Consider the following 21332-nt stretch of genomic DNA (forward strand, 5'->3'; position numbering starts at 1 on the left):
CGGGTCTGGGGGCGCTGCCCCCTCGGCCTCACGGTCTCACCCCCGGGGTATTGAAACCAGAAAGAAGCAGGAGGCGCGCCGCGCCAGCGGCGCCCGGCCCAACGGAGTGAGATCGCCAGATCGAAGCCGGGCGGGAGAACCTCCCCCCGCCGAAGCCTCCAGCCTCAGCCGTTTTCGCGCAGGATGTGGCCCGCCAGATACAGCGAACCGCAGATCAGTACCCGCGCCTGCGGGTCCTTGGCGGTGATCGCCTGCAGCGCCGCCAGGGTGCTCTCCGCGGTGCCGGCCTCCATGCCAACCGATTGGGCTGCGGCTTCGGTCTCTTCGGCGCTCAGCGTGTTGATCTCATCCGGGATCGAAATCGCCGTCAGGCTGGCAACGTGCGGCGCCAGGGGAGCCATGTAGCCGCTCACGTCTTTGGTGTTCAGCATGCCGCAGATGAGGTGCGTGGGGCGTTCCGGCAGTTTCGCCAGGACATCCGCCAATGCAATACCCGCCGCAGCATTGTGGCCGCCGTCCAGCCACAGCTCTGCCTCCGGCGCCGCCTCGATCAGCGGACCGGTTTTCAGCCGCTGCATCCGCGCAGGCCATTCGGCGTTCACCATCGCCGCCTCGCAGGCGGCCTCATCCGCGCCCAGATGGCGCAGCGCCGCCAGCGCAGCACCGGCGTTCTGGACCTGGTGTGCCCCCAGCAATGCCGGCAGCGGCAGGTCCAGCAGGCCGGTTTCATCCTGGAACACCAGCCGCCCGTGTTCCTGATGCACATGCCACTGCTGGCCATAGGCAATCACCGGCGCGCCAAGACGGGCGGCGGTGGCCTCGATCACTTCCATCGCCTCGTCGGGCTGCGGGCCAACCACCACCGGCACGCCGCGCTTGATGATCCCGGCCTTCTCGGTAGCGATCTTGGTCAGCGTGTCGCCCAGGAACTGCTCATGGTCGATCGAGATCGGGGTGATCACGCTGATCACGGGCTTATCTATCACATTGGTTGCATCCAGGCGCCCGCCCAGGCCCACCTCCAGCAGCGTGCAGTCCGCCGGGGTGCGGGAAAACGCCAGCAGCCCCGCCACGGTGGTGATCTCGAAATAGGTGATGTTCTCGCCGCCGTTCGCGCCGTAGCATTCGTCCAGCACCTCAGTCAGATACTGTTCCGATATCAGCTCCCCCGCCAACCGGATCCGCTCATGGAACCGCGCCAGATGCGGCGAAGTATAGGCGTGCGCGCTCTTGCCCATGCCTTCCAGCCCGGCGCGGATCATCGCCTGGGTCGACCCCTTGCCATTGGTGCCGGCCAGATGGATCACCGGTGGCAGCTTGTCCTGCGGGTTGTCCAATGCGTCCAGCAGCCGCCAGACCCGGTCCAGCGTCAGGTCGATGATCTTGGGGTGCAGCGCCATCATGCGGGCGAGAATCGCGTCGGAGGTCTGGGTCATCAGCCTGGTCCTGTCAGATCGGATAGTCTTGCGTGGCAAAAAACAGCGCCCGCCCTGGTAAGGACGGGCGCGGCCCGGCCGGACAGCCGGGCAGGTCAATATAGACCGGTTTATTCGGCAGCTTCTTCGCTGACTGCGGCCTCGGCTGGCGCATTTGCGGCCTTGGCGGGGTCTTCCTCTTCCGGCGAGGGCAGATCACCCACCACCTGCGGCGGCAGGCCCATCAGCATCCGGACGATGGTGATCAGCTCACCGCGCATCTCGGTGCGCGAGGTCACCCGGTCCAGCATACCGTGGTCCAGCAGGTACTCGGCGCGCTGGAACCCCTCGGGCAGCTTTTCGCGGATCGTCTGCTCGATCACCCGCGGCCCGGCAAAGCAGATCAGCGCGTTCGGTTCGGAAATATGCACGTCGCCCAGCATCGCATAAGACGCCGTCACCCCGCCGGTGGTCGGATGGGTCAGAACCACGATATAGGGCAGGCCCGCCTCTTTCAGCATCTGCACCGCCACGGTGGTGCGCGGCATCTGCATCAGCGACAGGATGCCTTCCTGCATCCGCGCACCGCCAGCGGCGGAAAACAGCACCAGCGGGCGGCCCAGCTTCACCGCTTCTTCAGCCGCGGCAATGATCGCATTGCCCACATACATCCCCATCGAGCCGCCCATGTAGGAAAAGTCCTGCGCGGCGGCGATGATCGGAGTGCGGCCGATTTCACCGGCGGCCACCAGCATGGCGTCTTTCTCGCCGGTCTTTTTCTGCGCTGCCTTGATCCGGTCGGGGTATTTCTTCTGATCCTTGAACTTCAGGGGATCGGCCAGCGGTTCCGGCACCGCAACCTCGGTGAACACACCGCCGTCAAACAGCGCGGTGAACCGGTCGCGCGGCGTGATATGCATGTGATGGCCGCAGCTGGTGCAGACATTCTGATTGTCGCTCAGCTCGCGGTGAAACAGCATGGTGCCGCATTCATCGCATTTCTGCCAAAGGTTCTCGGGCACTTCACGGCGCGAAAAGATCGAGTTGATCTTGGGTCGTACGTAGTTGGTGATCCAGTTCATATTGCTTGCCTCTCCGGGGGCGCGGTTTGCCCCCCAGATAAGGCGCCTTGGCCGCAATTGCAATCAGCGGCGTATGGCAAGCCGTGCGCAAAGCCAGCTGACCAGCATCAGCGCAAAGTCCACCGCCATCCACGGGCGCAGCGCCTGAACATCGGCCATCTCGAAGGGGATCAGATACAGCGCCAGCCCGTTCAGGCTGGTCGGCGAGGCAAACAGCAGCAAAGCAGTAACGTTGTTGAAGAAATGCACCGCCATCGCCGGCCCCAGGGTACCGGCCCGCGCTGTCAGATCCGCCATCAGCACCCCGAACAATCCGGCCCAGACCGTGATCAGCAGCGCATTCTCCCCAGCCTCGGCAGGCAGATAATGCCCTAGCGCAAACAGCGCCGACGGCCCCAACAGCCACACCGCCGGGCTGCGGAACCGCGCCGCCAGCGCCTGCTGGATATAACCGCGGAACAGGATCTCCTCTGCGGAGGTCTGCACCAGCACCGCAGCAATGGACAACGGCAGAATGCCCAGCCAGGTCCAGACCGGCAGGTTCGGGGTCATCGCCGGCCCCATACTGTAGGGCGGCAGCAGCATGATCAGCACGCTTAAGCCCAGCAGATACAGGCTGACCTTTCCGAACTGCCAGACCAGCGGCACCAGATGCCCCGTGACGGTGGCAAAGCTGCGCTGGTGGAACAGCCGCGCCGCCATGGCTACGCCCAGCGAAAGAAAGGCAAAGCTGCCCAGAAGCACCAGCATAGCGCCGGGTGTGCTGCCGTCACCCAGCCCCTGCAGCCAGGCACCGGGGAACAGGCCCGCCACCATCACCTGCAGCGCCGCGGTCATCGCAAAGCTGACCGCCGCCACCAGCACCAGCCCCAAAAGCAGCCGCCACAGTGCGGGCTGCAGCCGGGCAAAGCGCACCAAGGCCTCATGCGCCCTGTAACTGTGCCCGTCGCTGTACCGGTTTCTGTGCCTGTGCTGCATGTGTCCTCCGGCTGGAATGGCGGCAAATTGCACCAACGTTATGCATTGCTGCAACGCCATGGCAAGGCAGACAGCCCGGCGCACGGTTCACACTTGCCGCACAGCAGCCCGGCCCGTAGTAAAATTGTCAAAAACAAGACTGGCAGGGATAGCAGTGACCAGAATAAGCAACGGGAAACCCGTGTCTTTTTCGCTCCCCGGCGGAAAGGCGCCAAGACTGCGCAGGGCTGCAGCCGCAGCCGCGCTGGCCGGCCTGGCCCTGGCAGGATGCAGCCCCGCCCCCACAGGCATGTCCTTTGCCGCCCGCGTATCCGGCCCGGCGCCGCGCCTCAGCGGCCAGGTGATGTCCTTTGCCGGCGGCGGCGTGCTGCTGGCTGCCCCGGAAACCTTTTGCTTTGACCGGCGCAGCAGCACGGCGGATGACAGCGGCGGTTTTGCCTTGATTGCCCATTGCAGCCGGCTGGACCGGAACCGCTGGTTCGGCTCCCGTAATGCGGCCGTGCTGACTGCCTCGATCGGTCCGGCACAACAAGACGCCGCAGCCCCGCAAGCGGCTGATATCGTGGCCATGTTCCCCGGCGCCACGCTGCTGGAAACCCGCGACGACCAGTTGCTGCCGCTGGTCCGGCTGGAATTCCCCGAAGCCGTCGCCGAAGGGGCCAGCCCGGTCCACTGGCGCGGCGCCTTTGTGCTCGACCGGCATCTGGTCGCCCTGGCGCTTTACGCGCCGGAGGGCAGCCGCGCCCTGGGCCGTCAGGGAGCTGCGCTGCTGAACGAAGTGACCCACCGCTCGCTGGAAGCCTCCACCCTGCCGGATCTTGAGGAAGCCGGCGCGGTGCTGCCCAAAGGCCCCCGGCAGTCCCTGCGCCCCCTGGCACGGCCCGCAGCGGCAGCCGCCGGCGCCCCGGAAACCGGCGCCACGCCTGCCCTGCGTAAAAAACGCGGGCTTGGCCAGCGGATTGCCGGTTTATTTCAATAGCCGCCAGCGGTTACACTGGCGCCAGCGCCCGCCGCGTTACCGCACGGGCCGGACTCCGCAATACGGCGCAACAGGCAAGAGAGAGCACGATGGGCAGGATCATGGACCGGCTGCTGCACCTGCGCAGCCTGCGCCGCTGGCGCGCAGCCGCAGAAGAGTCGGCCCGCGCGCCGCTGTCTGAACTGCGCCGCCAGCGCAATCAGGCCCGCCAGCTGCGCACCCATCTGGACCGGCTGATCCACACCGCCGACGGCCGCCTGGCGCTGCCGCAGATCGGCTCCTCCTTCTTTCCGCGTCCGCATGGCACCGATTGGTCCTGGCGTCCGGAGCTGTGGCGCGGGCCGCTGCCCGAATGCGGGCTGTCCTCCGTTCCCGCCAAGGCCCGGCTCGGCGATGAGGCGCAGCTGTTTCACGATTGCGCCTTCTCCGAACTGACCCTGCGCCAGCTGCGCAACACCCGCGAAGAAGACCTCGCCCCCTTCGGTCTGCGCATGGATGTGTTCCAATTCGATGGATCGTTCCTGTCGCTGGTGATCGACCTGCCGCCCGCTGCTGCCAACGGCATGACCCGGCAGCATCTGCTGCGGATCGACAGCATTATCGAATCCGAAAAACCGATCGAGATTTTTGCCCGGCTCAACATCCAGCACGGTCCCAATACCGAACAGATCGTGCGCGAGCTGCCGCAGGAGCAAAAGAACATCGTGGTGGAGTTCGATCTGGCCTATTCCAAGCTGAACGAGAAGCGGATCGAAAAGATCTGGCTTGATCTGATATTTGAAGCGCCGGATATGAACCAGGTGATCCTGCGCGACCTGACCTTCTCGCGCCACCGCCGCGCGGCGATCTGAGGAACCTGAGCCATGAGCGACCTGTCACTGACCAAAATCCGCTTCCGCAACGGCATCTGGGAGGGCCGGATCAGCAACGCCCCCGCCAGCGGCGCAAGGCCCGAGATTTCCGTGATGTTCCAGGATCAGCCGGTGGCCGATGCAAAACTGAACGAAGGCCAGGCAGGCGGCGAATGGCTGATCTCAGTACCGGTCCCCGCCGAGGCATTGGCCGACGGGGTGCAGACTTTCGTGATATTCGATGCCGCCGGCGGCACCCGTCTGGGCGATTTCACCCTGATCGCCGGGGAGGCGGTGGCGGACGATCTGCGCGCCGAGGTCGAACTGCTGCGCGCAGAACTCGACATGCTGAAACGCGCCTTCCGCCGCCACTGCCTGGAAACCACCTGAGCGGCGGTTACACCAATGTCTGGAAATGCTCTGCCAGCACCTGCATCAGCTTGGCGTGCGGGATCGGGCCATAGCTGCAGCGCGCAACGCCTGCCTGCCGCGCGGTTTCCAGCGTGATGCCGCGCATCATCGTGTTGACCGGCAGGCTGCAGCCCTCGCAGACTTGTGCAATCAGGTCCGGATCGGTCAGGCCCGGGATGAAATACCCATTGCCGCCGGCCTCGGCATAAGCCGCGCCGCGCTCCAGCGTCTCCGCCATCAGGCCCGCATGTTTTGACGTATCTTTTTCCTTCAAAAACAAATCTGTACGCGCATTGACGAAGATATCCGCATTGGCTGCCCGTACTGCGGCGACCCGCCGGGCTTGCTCCTCGATGCCGTAAAGATCCGCAGTGCCGACCACCTGATCCTCGAAGTTCAGCCCCACCGCACCGGTTTCGGCCAGCCGTTTCACATTGGCGGTCAGCTGTTCCGGCGCACGGGCATAGCCGCCCTCAAAATCAATCGTCACCGGCAAATCCGTGGCGGCGATGATGCGTTCAGCGTTGCCCAGAACAAACTCCAGCGGGATCTGCTCGCCATCGGCAAAGCCCTGCGCCACGGCCACCGGATAGCTGCCGGTCGCCAAGGCCGCGGCCCCCGCCCCGGCAATCGCCTTGGCGCTGCCAGCATCCCAGATGTTATACAGCACCACCGGGTTGCCCGGCTGGTGCAGCGCCGCAAAGGCGCGTGCGCGGTCGGAATATGTCATGCAGAAATCCTCTGTTTGTAGCTTGTCTCAATCTCGATCAGCCGCTGTTTGCGCCACAAGCCGCCGCCATAACCGGTCAGCGATCCATCCGCCGACAGCACCCGGTGGCAGGGTACGACCAGCGCCAGCTGGTTGGATCCATTGGCCCGCGCCACCGCGCGGGTGGCCGAAGCCCGGCCCAGCTCGCGCGCGATCTGCGAATAACTGCGGGTTTCACCCGCCGGAATGGTCAGCAGATAGCGCCAGACCTCGCGTTCAAATCCGGTGCCATGCAGGGCCAGCGGGGTTTGGAAATCCGCCCCCTCGCCCGCAAAGAACCGCTGCAGCTCATCGGCGATCTGCTGTGTCGGCGCCGGCCGCCCAAAGCCGATCCCGCCGGGCTGCGCCTTTTGCAGCTTGGCCACTTCCCGCGGCAGCGCCTTGCGGTCGGCAAATTCCAGCAGATGCAGCTGGTGCCGGCAGCTGATCGCAATCATCGCGCCCAGCGGCGTGTCGATCCAGTCGGCGAGCAACAGCGCGTCCTTGCGGAAGGCGCCCGGCGCTATCCCGACCAGCTTGGCAAAGGCCGCGCGAAAGGCGCTGGCGCTTTCAAACCCGGCATCAATCTGCGCCGCAATCACCGGCTCGCCGGCCTTTAGCGCGGTGAACCCCTCGCGCAGGCGGCGCTGGCGGGCCATTTCCAGAAAGGTCATGCCGAAATGCCGTTTGAACGCCCGCCGAACGGTGGACGCATCCAGACCCATCCGTGCCAGATCGCCCTCGCCCCAGCGATAGGCGGGCCGTTCTTCCAGCCGGGCCAGCAGGTCCTGCACCACCGGGTCATCGCCGGCAGCGGCGGCCAGCGGCTTGCAGCGCTTGCAGGCCCGGAACCCCGCCTCAATGCATTGGCCGGGGCTGGCGTAAAACCGGCAGTTCTCGAATTTGGGATTGCGCGCCGGACAGGTCAGGCGGCAGAAAATGCCGGTGGAGGTCACACCGACATAGGCGCGCCCCTCATAGGCGTCATCACGGGTGATCAGCGCTTGGTACAGCGTCGGGGAATCAGGCAGGTCAAACATCATGGGGCGAACATAGCCCAGCCCATGCAATCAATGCGCCGGAGATCGGGCGTTGATATTCACTTTGACGCGACAAATGCGTTGTGCCGGGTTGGGTGTTGCCCATTCAGCGTACGCCGGTTTCACCTGATCATCAGGTTTTCACAACATACTCTCCCCTGATCGATCACCCATTGCACAAGACGCGGGCAAGCTGTGCGGCTGCCCGCATCTCACCCGGAGACCGGCCCCGATAAAAAGGGGGTCGTTCAGGAATTCCTGTCCGAGCAGGCCCCGCAGGGTCTGTCCATTCTCTGCCCGGCGGCGCCGCCATCCCTTTTACCGGCAGCCCCAGACATCAGCAGATCAGCCACCGGCAGTTCCGGCGGCACAGCAGACATGAAAAAGGCCGCCCAACCGGACGGCCCCTTTGTGCTGCAATATGGCCAAGCCTTACTTCGGTCCCAGGGCAACCAGCCCCTTCAGAATGTCGATGGCATAGGCCAGCTGGTAATCCTCTTCGCGCAGCTCGGCGGCCTTCTCGGCCTTTTCGCGGTCGGCTTCGATCTGGCGGATCTCATCCTCGCTCAGGCTGTCATTGTTCAGACTGCCGCGCAGATCGGCCTCCGAGCGCGAGCGGCGGGCAGGCGAGTCGTTCTCCTCCTCAGCCGCAGCGGTTCGGCGGGGCTGCTGCACCACAATATCAGGGCTGACGCCCAGCGCCTGGATCGACCGGCCCGACGGCGTGTAATAGCGCGCAGTGGTCAGACGCATCGCACCCTCGCCTTTCAGCGGCATCACCGTCTGCACCGATCCCTTGCCGAAAGACTTGGTGCCGATGACGATAGCGCGGCGGTGATCCTGCAGCGCACCGGCCACAATTTCCGAGGCCGAGGCCGAACCGCCATTGATCAGCACCACAATCGGCTTGCCATCCGCCAGATCGCCCGGCGTTGCGTTGAACCGCTCGCCGTCCTCTGGGTCGCGGCCGCGGGTCGAGACGATCTCACCAGATTCCAGGAAACTGTCTGCCACCTTGATCGCCTGGGTCAGCAGCCCGCCGGGATTGTTGCGCAGGTCCAGAACGATGCCGTTCACATTGTCCTTGCCGCCCGCATCCTCGATCTGCTTTTTCAGCCCGGACACCAGGTTGGTTGTGGTTTGATCGTTGAAGGTGGTGATCCGCATCACCACGGTATCGCCCTCAACACGGCTGCGTACCGCCGTCAGCTTGATGGTGTCGCGGATGATCGAGACATCAAACGGTTCGGACTCGCCTTCGCGCACCACGGTGATCACAATCTCGGACCCCACCGGTCCGCGCATCAGGGTGACCGCATCGTCCAGCGACAGGCCCAGCACGCTTTCGCCATCCACATGGGTGATGAAATCGCCTGATTCCATGCCGGCCTCGTCCGCCGGGGTACCGTCGATCGGCGAGACAACTTTGACAAAGCCCTCTTCCTGGGTGACTTCGATCCCAAGGCCGCCGAATTCGCCGCGGGTCTGCACCCGCATGCTGGCCGCATCATCCGGCGACAGATAGCTGGAATGCGGATCCAGCGACGTCAGCATGCCGCCGATGGCCGCCTCAATCAGCTCTTTCTCGTCAACTTCCTCGACATATTGGGCGCGGATGCGCTCGAAGATGTCGCCGAACAGATCCAGCTGCTCATAGACATTTGCCTCGCGCGTGCCTTCCTGCGCCAGTAAAGGACCCGCCACATAGGTTGTTGCCACGATCCCTGCCAGCGTGCCGCCAATGGCCGCCATCGCAAATTTTCTCATCAAGCCTTCATCCACCTTTTCCAGTGCGGAACCATGTTTCCGGGTCCACCGGGCTGTTGTCCATTCTCACTTCTATATAGAGCGTTTCTGTCCGGTCAGTTCCACCCCCTTCACCGCTAAGTGACAGAATTGCGTCCGGCTTGGGGTTTTCTCCGCTCATCAATCCCACCGGCGTGCCCTCGGGGATCACTTGCCCCGCCTCGCCGAACACCTCGGCCAGGCCGGAGAGCACAAACAGCGTCTCCGGCTGCGGTTCCAGAATCACCACATTGCCCAGATCCAGCAGCGGCCCGCGATAGCGGATGGTGGCCGCCGTTGGCGCCGTGACCAGCGCCCGGGGACGCGCCGCGATCAACAGACCGGGCCGGGCAATGCCCGCCGCATCGCGTTCGCCGTAGCCGCGCAGCAGCAGCCCTTCGACCGGCAGCGGCAGGGTGCCGCGCAGCTCTGTGATGTCGGCGCTGGTCCCGGCGATGTCACCGCCGGCAATCTCGGCCAGCCCGTCGGCAAAGCCCGACAGGGTTTCAGTCGAAGAGATCAGGATCGCGGTGCGCACCGGGTCGGCAGTGAAACGGCGCGGCAGCGTGGTGCGGTCGGCAATGGCAGTGGACAGCTGCACCCGCGCGGATTGCACGCCTGCCAGCCCCTCCTCCAGCGTCCTGGCCGCATTCTGCTGCAGCAGCCGCAGGCTTTGCACCTCGTCCAGATCCATCTTCAGCGACTGCGCCCTGGCGTGCAGGGCCGGGGTCACTTCAGCCAGCATCATCGCTGAGCGCGCCGCGCCCAAAGGCCCCGAAGGATGCACCATCAGAACCGGAGGCGGCGAGGTTTCAATGGTCTGGATAATCCCCAGCAGCCCCGAGACCTCCTCTTGCCGCGCCGCCAGCTGCGCACTCAGCTGCGCCTCGCGCCGCGCCACCCGGCGCAAGCCGTCGCGCATCGCCGCCAGCCCGGCCTCAAACGCCTGCACGGTTGCGGTCAGCGCCTTCACCCGGTCACGGGAGCTGCCGGCCTCCTGCAATTGCACCGAAGCCCCCTCCAGCTGCGCCGCCGCCGTGCGTGCGGCCCCGGCGGGGTCCGCCGCAACCTGCAGCGGCGCGGCCAGCAGCGCCAGCAGCAAAAGACCCGCCCGCAAGGTCATGACAGCAGGCTCTCCCCGGTCATTTCTGCCGGTTTCTCCAGCCCCATCAGCTCCAGAATAGTCGGCGCCAGGTCCGCCAGCCGGCCATCCCGGAGTGTGGCGCCTTCCGGCCCGCCGACCAGCGCCACCGGCACCAGGTTCAGCGTATGCGCGGTATGGGCACCGCCGGTTTCCGGATCGACCATCACCTCGCAATTGCCGTGATCTGCGGTAACAATCATCGCGCCGCCCGCCTTTTCCAGCGCTTCCACCACCTGCGCCAACCCGCGGTCCACCGCTTCACAGGCCAGCATCGCCGCCTTCAGATCGCCGGTATGGCCGACCATGTCGGGGTTGGCATAGTTGGTCACAATCAGGTCATAGCCCGCAGCAATTGCCTCAACAAACTTCTCCGTCACCTCGGGGGCCGACATCTCCGGCTGCAAATCATAGGTCGCCACATTGGGCGACTTCGGCATGAACCGCTCCTCGCCCTCTTCCGGGTCTTCCTTGCCGCCATTCAGGAAGAAGGTCACATGCGGATATTTCTCGGTCTCCGCCAGCCGGAACTGCCGCTTGCCCTGTTTGGCCACCCAGGCGCCCAGCGTGTTCACAATCGCCGCCTTGGGATAACAGGTGGTCATGTAATCGCTGTGGCTGTCGGAATACTCCACCATGCCCAGCAGGCCCGCCAGTTTGGGGCGCTCGCCTGCATCAAATTCAGCAAACCCCGGTTCGCCAATCGCGCGCAGAATCTCGCGTGCGCGGTCAGCCCGGAAGTTCAGGCAAAAGACCCCGTCGCCGTCCTTCACCCCCTGATAGCCGTCCAGCACGGTGGCGGCGATGAACTCATCCGTTTCCGACTGATTATAGGCATGATCCACCGCGCCGTGGGCATTCATTCCCGGCCGCCCCTTGGCGTGGATCATCGCATCATAGGCCTCGCTGACGCGGCCCCAGCGGTTGTCGCGGTCCATCGCGAAATAGCGCCCGGTGACGGTGGCAATGCGCGCGCCTTCGGGCAGCCTCTCCTCCAGCCGGCGGAAATGGCGAAAGGCCGATTTCGGCGCCACATCGCGCCCGTCGGTGATTGCATGCAGCCAGACCGGCACGCCCGCGTCCGTCACCGCCTTCACCGCCGCCAGAATGTGGTTGATATGCCCATGCACGCCGCCGTCCGAGACCAGCCCCATCAGATGCGCCGCGCCGCCGCTGTCCTTCAGCTGCCGGATAAACGCCTGCAAAGCGCCGTTTTCAAAGAAGCTGCCATCTTCAATGGCCAGGTCGATCTGCCCCAGATCCATCGCCACCACCCGGCCCGCGCCGATATTGGTGTGGCCCACTTCTGAATTGCCCATCTGCCCGGTCGGCAGCCCCACATCCGGCCCATGGGTGATCAGCCGGGCGGCAGGTCCCTTGGCCAGGATCGCATCAAAGGTTGGCGTTTGCGCCAGATAAGGCGCGTTTGCCTTGCCGGGTTCGCCGCTGCCCCAGCCGTCAAGAATGCACAGGACAACGGGTTTGGGTGCGGTCATGGGGTAGCTCCGGGGCAAGGCTGTGTTCGCAAGCCTTCTAACGCCTCGCCGCGCCGGGGTGAACCGGCATTCCTGCCACAGTTGGCGTTATCAGCGCGCAGGCCGGTGCAAAGCCCGCCAATCCGCTTCATCTTTCCCCAAATACTCAATCCCCCGGCCCGCCACCCGCGCCGCCGCCCGCGTTCTGCGGTGTCAGCAGATGCCGGATCAGCGCCACCGGATGGGCCCGCAAGGACAGCCGCATGGCGACGTAATCCTCCACCACTTCCTCGCCCAGGCCCATCTGCGGCAGATCCGCCTCCGGCTCGTAAATCCCCTCGCCCTCCAGCTCGCGGGCAAACAGCGGCAGCGGCTTGCGGGCGGCGATCGCCTTGGCCGCCCACAAGGCCTCACGCCGGTTCAACCCGAGGGCAGCAAAGGCATCGGCTTCAGCCAGCCGCTCGATCACCGGCGGCGGGGTGCCTGCCTTGCGCCAGACGTCCTCCACCTCTGTATAGCCATTGCCGCGCGCCGCAGTCAGCCAGGCGGCGTCCTCATCGCGCAGACCTTTCACCTGCCGGAACCCCAGCCGCAGCGCCAGGCCGCCATGGCCGTCGGGCTCCATCACATTGTCCCAATAGGAATTATTGATGCAGACCGGGCGCACGTCTACGCCATGTTCGCGGGCGTCGCGAACAATCTGCGCGGGCGCATAAAACCCCATCGGCTGCGCATTCAGCAGCGCACAGGCAAAGATGCCGGGATGGTGGCATTTGATCCAGGCAGAGGCATAAACCAAGAGCGCAAAAGACGCCGCATGGCTTTCCGGAAACCCGTAGGAGCCGAAGCCCTCGATCTGGGAAAAGCAGCGCTCGGAGAACTCTGTATCATAGCCGTTCCTGGCCATGCCACGCAAAAACAGGCTGCGGAATTCGCTGACGTTGCCGTGTTTCTTGAAGGTCGCGAGCGACCGCCGCAGCCGGTCGGCCTGCTCGGGCGTGAAGCCCGCGCCGACAATGGCGATCTGCATCGCCTGCTCCTGAAATAAGGGCACGCCAAGGGTCTTACCCAGCACCTCGCCCAGCGCGTCCGAGGGGAAATGCACCGGCTCCTCGCCATTGCGGCGGCGGATATAGGGGTGCACCATATCGCCCTGGATCGGGCCGGGGCGGACGATGGCAACCTCGATCACCAGATCATAGAAATGGCGCGGCTTCATCCGCGGCAGAAAATTCATCTGCGCCCGGCTTTCGACCTGAAAGACGCCAATGCTGTCGGCCCGGCACAGCATGTTGTAGACCGCCGGATCCTCGGGCGGCAGGGTGGCCAGGCTGTAATCCAGCTGGTGGTGCTGCTGCAGCAGATCAAACGCCTTGCGGATACAGGTCAGCATGCCCAAGGACAGCACATCGACCTTGAGGATACCAAGCGTGTCGATGTCATCCTTGTCCCAGCAGATGACTGTGCGCCCCTCCATGGTGGCATTCTCGATCGGCACCAGCTCGTCCAGCCGGCCTTGGGTGATGATAAAGCCGCCCACATGTTGCGACAGGTGGCGCGGGAAGCCGATGATCTGCTCCACCATCTGCATCGTCAGCTGCAGGCGGCGGCTGCCGGGGTCCAGCCCGATCTCGCGCATCCGCTCGGCCTCCACCCCCTTGGCGCTGAAAAACCCCCACAGCTGCGAGGACAGGGCCGAAATGGTGTCCTCGGTCAGGCCCATGGCACGGCCCACCTCGCGGATGGCGCGCTTGCCGCGGTAGTGGATCACCGTGGCACACAGCCCTGCGCGGTGGCGGCCGTAGCGTTCATAAATCCACTGGATCACCTCCTCGCGCCGCTCGTGCTCGAAATCGACGTCGATGTCGGGCGGCTCGTCGCGGGCCTCGGAGACGAAACGCTCGAACACCATGGTGCCGAGTTCGGGGCTGACCGAGGTCACGCCGAGACAGTAGCAGACCACCGAATTCGCCGCCGAGCCGCGCCCCTGGCACAGGATCCCGCGGGAGCGGGCAAAGGCGACGATGTCGCGCACCGTCAGGAAGTAGGGATCATATTTCAGCTTGCCGATCAGGGCCAGTTCATGCTCCAGCAGGCTGCGCACCTTGTCCGGCGCGCCGCCCGGATAGCGCCATTGCAGGCCCTCCTCGGCCAGCCGCCGCAGGCGTTGCGGCGGGGGCTCACTGCCGCGCCCTTCATCCGGGTAGTCATAGCGCAGCTCATCCAGGGAGAAATTCAGCCGCTCCGCCAGCCGGGCGGCATTCTCCACAGCGTCTTCATACCCGCGGAACAGACGGCGCATTTCCGCCTCTGACCGCAGGCGCTGCTCACCATTGGCCATGGCGGCACGGCCCAGGGTCTCTACCTTGCAGCGCAGGCGGATGGCGCTGAGGACATCGCCCAGGCGGCGGCGGCTGCCGTGGTGCATCTTTGGCGCGGCACTGGCGAGCGGCGGCAGGTTCAGATGCCGGGCGAGATCCGCGAGCTGCGCAAACCGTGTTTGGTCGCCGCCGTCATAGGCAGGCGTCATCAGCAGATGCATGCGGCCGGCAAAGCGGCGCGTCAGCCCGTCCATATGCGGCCCCCATCCGCCCGCACCGCTGAGGCCATGTTCCTCCTGCGGCAACAGGAGAAGGTGGAGACCCTCCGCGAATTCCAGCAGGTCAGCGATATGCAGGAGACAGCTGCCTTTCTCCACTCTGAGCCGCCCGGTGGAGATCAGCTGTGTCAGACTGCCCCAGCCCGCGCGGTTCACCGGCAGCGCGATCACCTCTGGCGCATCACTGAAGATAAGCCGCGCCGCCGGGATCAGCCGTGGCGCATCGCAGATAGGGAAAGAAAGCGGCGGCGCGATGCCCTCGGGGGGCGGCGGGCCGATGGGCGTGTTCTGCCGGTTCCAGTCCTGCCGCTCGCGCACCTGGCGGGCAATGCCGCGGCATTCGGCATGGGCGCGCACGATGCCCGCCACCGAGTTTTCGTCGGCAATGGCAACCGCCGCGATCCCCAGCTCCAGCGCGCGGGTCACATATTCCTCAGGGTGGGAGGCCCCGGTGAGGAAGGTGAAGTTGGAAAGGCAGGCAAATTCGGCAAACATGACCTGCATGATATTCCTGTTTTGTTCTCATGTGGAGTCCTGCCGCAACGCCAGCCGCAGACGCCGCCCGCGCCGCGCGCTGCGCGGCGCTTGGCCCAACCGCCGCAGGGCATTTTCAATGCCCGCACGACGGGCGGGAGCGCTTTGTTTCAGGCCACTGCGGGATGCGCAAGATCCGGGTCGATTGCGGCGAGGCGGTCCGGGCATGGTGGTGTCAGCAAAAGGAGAAAACCCATGATCAGGATCACCGCCCTGCCCACAGAGATTGTCCGCGCGCTGCAGGAGGGCGGCGCCGATGCCCACGGCCAAGCGCCGGAGCGCGCGGTGTCCGGCGGCGGCAGCAACCCCTGCCGCCACTGCCTGCAATACATCCCCGATGGTAAAGACATGCTGATCCTGGCCCACCGCCCCTTTCCCGAAGCACAGCCCTATGCCGAAACAGGGCCGATTTTCCTGTGCGCCGATCATTGCGAACGGCACGAAGGCGAAGATATGCCGGAGATGTTGACGGGCTCCCCGGATTACCTGATCAAAGGCTACAGCGCCGATCACCGGATTGTTTACGGCACCGGCATTGTCATCCCGCAGGCCGAGATGAGGCGGCAGACGGAAGCGATCTTTGCGGACGAGCGGGTCAGCTACATCCACGTCCGGTCATCACGCAACAACTGCTACCAGGCGCGGATCGACCGGGGGGTAAAGGGGAAAGTGCCAACCCTCACGTTGACCTCGGAACACTAAGGGCGGCGTCTGCCTGGGCAGGCGCGAACGTGCCTGTCTGTTTTGCCGGAGGCAAACCTGCGGATTGACGGGCCGGCAAGCGCGGCCCGGCTTGCCGGCCGCGCGGAACAGATGTTCCAACCTGCCGGACAGACTATCCCGCTCTGGCTGACTTTGTCAGCGACAGGAAAACATCCTCCAAGTCTGCCTCTTCGGTCTTCACATCACGGATCGAAATACCGGCAGCATGGACCGCGGCCAGCACGTCCTCGGCGCTGGTCAGGCGGCTGCGGTAGCGCAGCACCACGGCGCCGTCTTCGCGCAAACAGGCCTCGATCCCCTCGCCCTGCGGCATGACCGTGGCGGGCACCGCCGGATGCACCACCATGGTCTTGGCATCAAGCCGCCCCAGCAGGCTGGATTTGCTGTCCCGCGCCACCACCTCGCCCTGGTTGATAATGGCGATCTCGTCGCACATCTCCTCGGCTTCCTCCAGGTAGTGGGTGGTGAGGATGATGGTCATGCCTTGCGCGTTCAGCTTGCGGATGTTCTGCCACAGCATCTGGCGCAGCTCGATATCGACACCCGCAGTGGGTTCATCCAGCACCAGCACCGACGGGCGGTGAACCAGCGCCTTGCCCAGCAGCAAGCGCCGCCGCATGCCGCCAGAGAGGGTCCGGGCATAAGCCCCGGCCTTGTCCGTGAGGCCGATCATCCGCAGGATTTCGTCGCTGTGGCGTTCGGATTTGGGCACACCGTAAAGACCCGCCTGCACCTCCAGCGCGCCGCGCGGGGTGAAGAAAGGATCAAGGTTCAGCTCCTGCGGCATGACACCGATGGCAGCCCGGCTCTGGCGCGGGTTTTCGTCCTGGTCAAAGCCCCAGATCGACACCTGCCCGCTGGTCTTGCGCACCAGCCCTGCCAGGATATTGATCAGAGTGGATTTACCGGCGCCATTCGGCCCCAATAGCCCAAAGACCGAACCGCGCGGCACCGTGAGATCGACACCCTTCAGCGCGTGTTTCCCGGGCTGGCCTTTGTGCCCTTTGTAAATTTTGCGCAAAGCTTTGATACGGATTGCATCGCTTGTCATCGCCGCTCTTGCCCCCGGTTTTTCCTTGGCTCATAAAAGCGCCTAGCCGAAAAGTGAAAGGACTGCCAGCCATGAGCACCGCCACGCCCCCTGAAGCGCCGGAAACCAGGATCGTGAACAGCCGCAAGGTGGCCTGCGACGGCAGCGAGGGCGCACTGGGGCATCCGCGGGTCTATTTGCAGATCCCCGAGGCCGAGGGTTTCGTAGAATGCCCCTATTGCGACTGCAAGTATATCTATGAGGATGCAGCCAAGGCGGCGGAGTGATCCAACGCGGCCCAGCCCAGGCCTGCAGCGGCTGGGAACCGGAAAATTCAAATTTTCCGGCCAAATTTCTTCGAAGAAATTTGCCAGCGCCCGGTATGGTCCCGCAGGGCTGAAGCAAACGGATGGTGCACATGGCACAGCTTCTGATCGTCTACCACTCACGCACCGGCGGCAGCCGCCGGATGGCGGAGGTGGCGGCGGAGGCGGCACGCGGTGAGGTTTCCACGGTTCTGAAGCGGGCCGAAGAGGCCGGGCCGGAGGATCTGCTGGCGGCGGATGGCTACATCTTCTGCGCGCCGGAAAACCTGGCGGCGCTGTCGGGCCAGATGAAAGAGTTTTTCGACCGCTGCTATTATCCGGTGCTGGGGCAGCTCAGCGGACGGCCCTATGCGCAGATGGTCTGTGCCGGCTCGGATGGGGAGAACGCCGCCCGCCAATGCGCCCGGATTGCCACCGGCTGGCGATTAAAACAGGTGCAGGAGCCGCTGATCATCTGCACCCATGCGCAGACGCCTGAGGCCATTCTGGCGCCAAAAGTGATCCCGGAGGAACAGCTGGACGCCTGCCGCGAGCTGGGATTGGCACTGGGTGCTGGGCTGGCGATGGGGGTGTTTTGAGCTAGAGGCACCGGCCTGTGGTTGCGGTCGCCAGCGTGACCGTAATCAGCCGTAGATCCGGGGATCCTGCAAATAGACCGCATCAAAGATTGCAAACGCGGTAGCGGCCACTTCGGTCCCAGCAACACTTTCGCGATCAAATGCACTGTCGGCCAGATCACTGTTTGCGGAGGCGCGGGCATCAGCGTCTATGACCATTACTCCTGGACCATCCTCGTTCTCAAAATGCAACAAGGAAACTGCAACGCGATCAGCGGGAGACGCGCCCTCCCCCCAAGGTCCAATGATCAAGTCATAATTGGCCGGGTGACGATCCAACCCAGCACCAGCGGTCCACTGCACATGAAAGCTGGCGATGGTGCTTTCCGGAGTATGAACAAATCCCCAGACCAAACGGGTTTCGCTACCGCAACAGCTGCAAACCCCGCTGTTTTGATCAAGCGGTTCCACTTCGTAATCGTTTTTTCCAGCGGTATCCTGCATAACACCCGTCTACCTTTGGCGGAGCTGCGCGTCCAGTTTCTCTATTACGCACGGCTCTGCCCGCGCCCCAAACTCCAATTGCCCTTCCTGCCCGGATCACCGATAACCGGGAAACTGAACACGAACGGATTTTCCAGGGAGCGCGGCGCACATGAGCGGCACACAATTCGGCAAGGGCTGCCATCTCCATCTGATCGACGGCTCGGCTTTCATCTTCCGCGCCTATCACGCGCTGCCGCCGCTGACGCGGAAATCCGACGGGCTGCCGATTGGGGCAGTGGCCGGCTTCTGCAACATGCTGCAGCGCTATGTGGAGGGCAACACAGGCCCCGATGCGCCGACCCATGTGGCGGTGATCTTTGACCATTCCGGCAAGTCGTTCCGCAACGAGATGTACGACCTTTACAAGGCCAACCGTCCGCCCGCGCCTGAGGACTTGCGCCCGCAGTTCCCGCTGACCCGCGAGGCGACCCGCGCCTTCAACATCGCCTGCAAGGAAGTTGAAGGGTTCGAGGCCGACGATATCATCGCCACCCTGGCGCATCAGGCGCGCGATGCCGGCGGGCGCTGTACCATCATTTCATCCGACAAGGACCTGATGCAGCTGGTCGGCGGCGGTGTTGAAATGCTGGACGCGATGAAGAACAAGCGGATCGACAGCGACGGCGTGCATGAGAAATTCGGTGTCGGCCCCGACCGGGTGGTGGATGTGCAGGCGCTGGCGGGTGACAGCGTTGATAACGTGCCGGGCGCGCCGGGGATCGGAATCAAGACCGCGGCCCTGCTGATCAATGAATTCGGCGATCTGACCAGCCTTCTGGACCGGGCTGAGGAGATCAAACAGCCCAAGCGCCGCCAGACCCTGATCGAACACCGCGCGCAGATTGAACTGTCCAAACGGCTGGTGCAGCTGGATTGCAATATGGCGCTGGATTTCTCGCTGGAGGATCTGGAAGTGATGGTGCCGGATGCCGAGACCCTGCTGACCTTCCTGTCGGAGATGGAGTTCCGCACCCTGACCAAGCGCCTTGCCGATCAGCTGGGCATGGATGCGCCTGCCATTCCCGAAGCGGCCGCCGCTGCGGCTGAGGTCACAGCACCCGAAGCAGTGCCGTTCGACAAAGACAAATACGAATGCGTCCGCGAGGCGGAAGCCTTGCAGGTCTGGGTGGACCGCATCCGCCGGCGCGGCTGGGTGGCGGTGGATACCGAGACCACCGGGCTGGATGAAATGGTCGTCGATCTGGTCGGCATTTCGCTGTGCGTGGAGCCGGGCGAGGCCTGCTATATTCCGCTGGCGCATAAGGCCGGGGGCGACGATCTGTTTGGCGGCGAGGGGTTGTCCGACGGGCAGATGCCGCTGAACGACGCTGTCGCAATGCTGAAGGACGTGCTGGAAGATCCGGCGATCCTGAAGATCGGCCAGAACATGAAATACGACGCTAAGATCCTGCACCGCTACGGGGTGGATGTGGCGCCGATTGATGACACTATGCTGATGTCTTATGCGCTGCATGCCGGGATGCACGGGCATGGCATGGATGCGCTGTCGGAACGCTACCTGGACCACACGCCGATCCCGATCAAGCCGCTGCTGGGCAGTGGCAAATCGGCAATCACCTTTGACCGGGTGCCGATTGATGATGCGGTGCCTTATGCCGCCGAAGACGCAGATATCACCCTGCGCCTGTGGCAGGCGTTCAAGCCGCAGCTGCATCAGGAGCGGGTGACCACGGTTTACGAGACGCTGGAACGGCCCTTGGTGCCGGTGCTGGCGGATATGGAACGCAACGGCATCAAGGTGGACCGCGATACGCTGAGCCGGATGTCCAATGCCTTTGCCCAGAAGATGGCTGGCTTGGAGGCCGAGATCCACGAGCTGGCGGGCCGCAGCTTCAACGTCGGCTCCCCCAAACAGCTGGGGGAGATCCTGTTTGACGAAATGTCGCTGCCCGGCGGCAAGAAGGGCAAGACAGGCGCCTATGCCACCGGTGCGGATATCCTGGAGGATCTGGCGACCGAGCATGATCTGCCCGCGCGGGTGCTGGACTGGCGGCAGCTCAGCAAACTGAAATCGACCTACACGGATGCGCTGCAGGACCATATCAACGCAGATACCGGCCGGGTGCATACATCTTATGCGCAGACCGGGGCCAGCACCGGGCGGATGGCCTCGACCGATCCGAACCTGCAGAATATCCCTGTACGCACCGAGGAAGGCCGCCGCATCCGCGAAGCCTTTGTGGCGGACGAGGGCAATGTGCTGCTGTCACTGGATTACAGCCAGATTGAGCTGCGTATTTTGGCGCATATGGCCGGGATCGACGCGCTGAAGGCGGCCTTTGCCGAAGGGCAGGATATTCACGCGATGACTGCGTCGGAGATGTTTGAGGTGCCGCTGGACCAGATGACACCGGAGATCCGCCGTCAGGCCAAGGCGATCAACTTTGGTGTGATCTACGGCATCTCCGGCTTTGGCCTTGCGCGTAATCTGCGCATTCCGCGCAAGGACGCGCAGGGGTTCATCGACCGGTATTTCGAGCGTTTCCCGGGCATCCGCAAATACATGGATCAGACGGTGGAGTTCGCCAAGGAGCATGGCTATGTGCAGACCTTGTTCGGGCGCAAGATCCACACCGCGGAGATCAACGCCAAGGGGCCCAAAGCAGGCTTTGCCAAACGCGCCGCGATCAACGCCCCGATCCAGGGGACTGCTGCCGACGTGATCCGCCGGGCGATGGTCCGGATGCCTGCGGCGATTGCCCATCTGCCCGCGCGGATGCTGCTGCAGGTGCACGATGAACTGCTGTTCGAAGTGCCGGAAGCGGCAGTGGAGGAGACCATCGCAGCCGCCCGCCAGGTGATGGAGACTGCCGCCGATCCGGCGGTGCATCTGGACGTAAAGCTGGTGGTAGACGCAGGCCGAGGCCAGAACTGGGCCGAGGCGCACTAAGCCAGTTATCTTGAGGCGGCCCTCGCGCGGCAGGCGGGGCACTCCCGCCCGGCTTCGATCTGGCGATCTCATCCCATTGGGCCAAGCGCCGCTGGCGCGGCGCGGCGATTGCCGCACTCTCTCCACTCCGGGTCAAGGGAGCCGCAAGGCTCCGCGCGTTCAGCGCGGCTTGCCCTTGACGCGGGCTTCACAGAAAACAAT

General features: G+C 64.4%; 18 protein-coding genes. 7 read left to right on the forward strand and 11 right to left on the reverse strand.

What is annotated here, in order from left to right:
- Positions 1–164: 164 nt before the first annotated feature.
- From K3724_RS18990 to K3724_RS19000, 3 genes are all read right to left on the reverse strand, one after another.
- Positions 165–1436 carry a folylpolyglutamate synthase/dihydrofolate synthase family protein gene (locus K3724_RS18990; protein ID WP_259988207.1) on the reverse strand — a complete coding sequence of 424 codons (1272 nt, stop codon included), beginning with the start codon at positions 1434–1436 and terminating at the stop codon, positions 165–167.
- A gap of 110 nt (positions 1437–1546) precedes the next feature.
- A complete protein-coding gene (gene accD / locus K3724_RS18995) occupies positions 1547–2497 on the reverse strand; it encodes an acetyl-CoA carboxylase, carboxyltransferase subunit beta (RefSeq protein ID WP_259988209.1) in 951 nt (316 codons plus the stop codon).
- Between the two features lie 63 nt (positions 2498–2560).
- A complete protein-coding gene (locus K3724_RS19000) occupies positions 2561–3475 on the reverse strand; it encodes a CPBP family intramembrane glutamic endopeptidase (RefSeq protein ID WP_259988211.1) in 915 nt (304 codons plus the stop codon).
- A gap of 289 nt (positions 3476–3764) precedes the next feature.
- Here K3724_RS19000 and K3724_RS19005 point away from each other — a divergent pair, with 289 nt between their 5' ends.
- From K3724_RS19005 to K3724_RS19015, 3 genes are all read left to right on the forward strand, one after another.
- Positions 3765–4454, forward strand: coding sequence for a hypothetical protein (locus K3724_RS19005; protein ID WP_259988212.1), 690 nt, complete (start codon positions 3765–3767; stop codon positions 4452–4454).
- An 89-nt stretch (positions 4455–4543) separates the two neighbouring features.
- Positions 4544–5305, forward strand: a complete 762-nt coding sequence (locus tag K3724_RS19010; protein ID WP_129372366.1) for a DUF6478 family protein — start codon at positions 4544–4546, stop codon at positions 5303–5305.
- A gap of 12 nt (positions 5306–5317) precedes the next feature.
- Positions 5318–5695 carry a hypothetical protein gene (locus tag K3724_RS19015; RefSeq protein WP_259988215.1) on the forward strand — a complete coding sequence of 126 codons (378 nt, stop codon included), beginning with the start codon at positions 5318–5320 and terminating at the stop codon, positions 5693–5695.
- A 7-nt stretch (positions 5696–5702) separates the two neighbouring features.
- On the opposite strand, the gene K3724_RS19020 is transcribed toward K3724_RS19015, so the two are convergent.
- The 6 genes from K3724_RS19020 to K3724_RS19045 form a co-directional block, all read right to left on the reverse strand.
- A complete protein-coding gene (locus K3724_RS19020) occupies positions 5703–6446 on the reverse strand; it encodes an isocitrate lyase/phosphoenolpyruvate mutase family protein (RefSeq protein ID WP_259988217.1) in 744 nt (247 codons plus the stop codon).
- Entirely contained in the window at positions 6443–7507 is a 1065-nt protein-coding gene (locus tag K3724_RS19025; protein WP_259988219.1) for a bifunctional transcriptional activator/DNA repair enzyme AdaA, read from the reverse strand. Before K3724_RS19025 ends, K3724_RS19020 begins: the two co-directional genes overlap by 4 nt.
- Positions 7508–7936: 429 nt before the next feature.
- Complete coding sequence (locus K3724_RS19030) at positions 7937–9271, reverse strand: S41 family peptidase (protein WP_259988221.1); 1335 nt, start codon at positions 9269–9271, stop codon at positions 7937–7939.
- Between the two features lie 7 nt (positions 9272–9278).
- Complete coding sequence (locus K3724_RS19035) at positions 9279–10412, reverse strand: murein hydrolase activator EnvC (RefSeq protein ID WP_259988223.1); 1134 nt, start codon at positions 10410–10412, stop codon at positions 9279–9281.
- Positions 10409–11926 (reverse strand): 2,3-bisphosphoglycerate-independent phosphoglycerate mutase, encoded by a 1518-nt coding sequence (gpmI, locus tag K3724_RS19040; RefSeq protein ID WP_259988225.1) that lies wholly within the window; start codon positions 11924–11926, stop codon positions 10409–10411. Before gpmI ends, K3724_RS19035 begins: the two co-directional genes overlap by 4 nt.
- 145 nt (positions 11927–12071) lie before the next feature.
- On the reverse strand, positions 12072–14999 hold the full coding sequence (locus tag K3724_RS19045; RefSeq protein WP_259992689.1) for an error-prone DNA polymerase: 2928 nt from the start codon (positions 14997–14999) through the stop codon (positions 12072–12074).
- Positions 15000–15233: 234 nt separating this feature from the next.
- Here K3724_RS19045 and K3724_RS19050 point away from each other — a divergent pair, with 234 nt between their 5' ends.
- Entirely contained in the window at positions 15234–15740 is a 507-nt protein-coding gene (locus K3724_RS19050) for a DUF1203 domain-containing protein (RefSeq protein WP_259988227.1), read from the forward strand.
- Between the two features lie 133 nt (positions 15741–15873).
- Here K3724_RS19050 and K3724_RS19055 read toward each other — a convergent pair whose 3' ends face one another.
- Entirely contained in the window at positions 15874–16812 is a 939-nt protein-coding gene (locus K3724_RS19055) for an ABC transporter ATP-binding protein (RefSeq protein WP_259988230.1), read from the reverse strand.
- A 71-nt stretch (positions 16813–16883) separates the two neighbouring features.
- Here K3724_RS19055 and K3724_RS19060 point away from each other — a divergent pair, with 71 nt between their 5' ends.
- Both K3724_RS19060 and K3724_RS19065 read left to right on the forward strand, forming a co-directional pair.
- Entirely contained in the window at positions 16884–17078 is a 195-nt protein-coding gene (locus tag K3724_RS19060) for a zinc-finger domain-containing protein (RefSeq protein ID WP_129372375.1), read from the forward strand.
- 131 nt (positions 17079–17209) lie between these two features.
- Complete coding sequence (locus K3724_RS19065; RefSeq protein ID WP_259988233.1) at positions 17210–17695, forward strand: flavodoxin family protein; 486 nt, start codon at positions 17210–17212, stop codon at positions 17693–17695.
- 45 nt (positions 17696–17740) lie between these two features.
- Here K3724_RS19065 and K3724_RS19070 read toward each other — a convergent pair whose 3' ends face one another.
- Entirely contained in the window at positions 17741–18178 is a 438-nt protein-coding gene (locus tag K3724_RS19070) for a hypothetical protein (RefSeq protein WP_259988235.1), read from the reverse strand.
- Between the two features lie 151 nt (positions 18179–18329).
- Here K3724_RS19070 and polA point away from each other — a divergent pair, with 151 nt between their 5' ends.
- Complete coding sequence (polA, locus tag K3724_RS19075) at positions 18330–21131, forward strand: DNA polymerase I (protein ID WP_259988237.1); 2802 nt, start codon at positions 18330–18332, stop codon at positions 21129–21131.
- The last annotated feature ends 201 nt before the right edge of the window (positions 21132–21332 follow it).

This window comes from Leisingera sp. M658, assembly GCF_025144145.1.
Taxonomy (GTDB): Bacteria; Pseudomonadota; Alphaproteobacteria; order Rhodobacterales; family Rhodobacteraceae; genus Leisingera.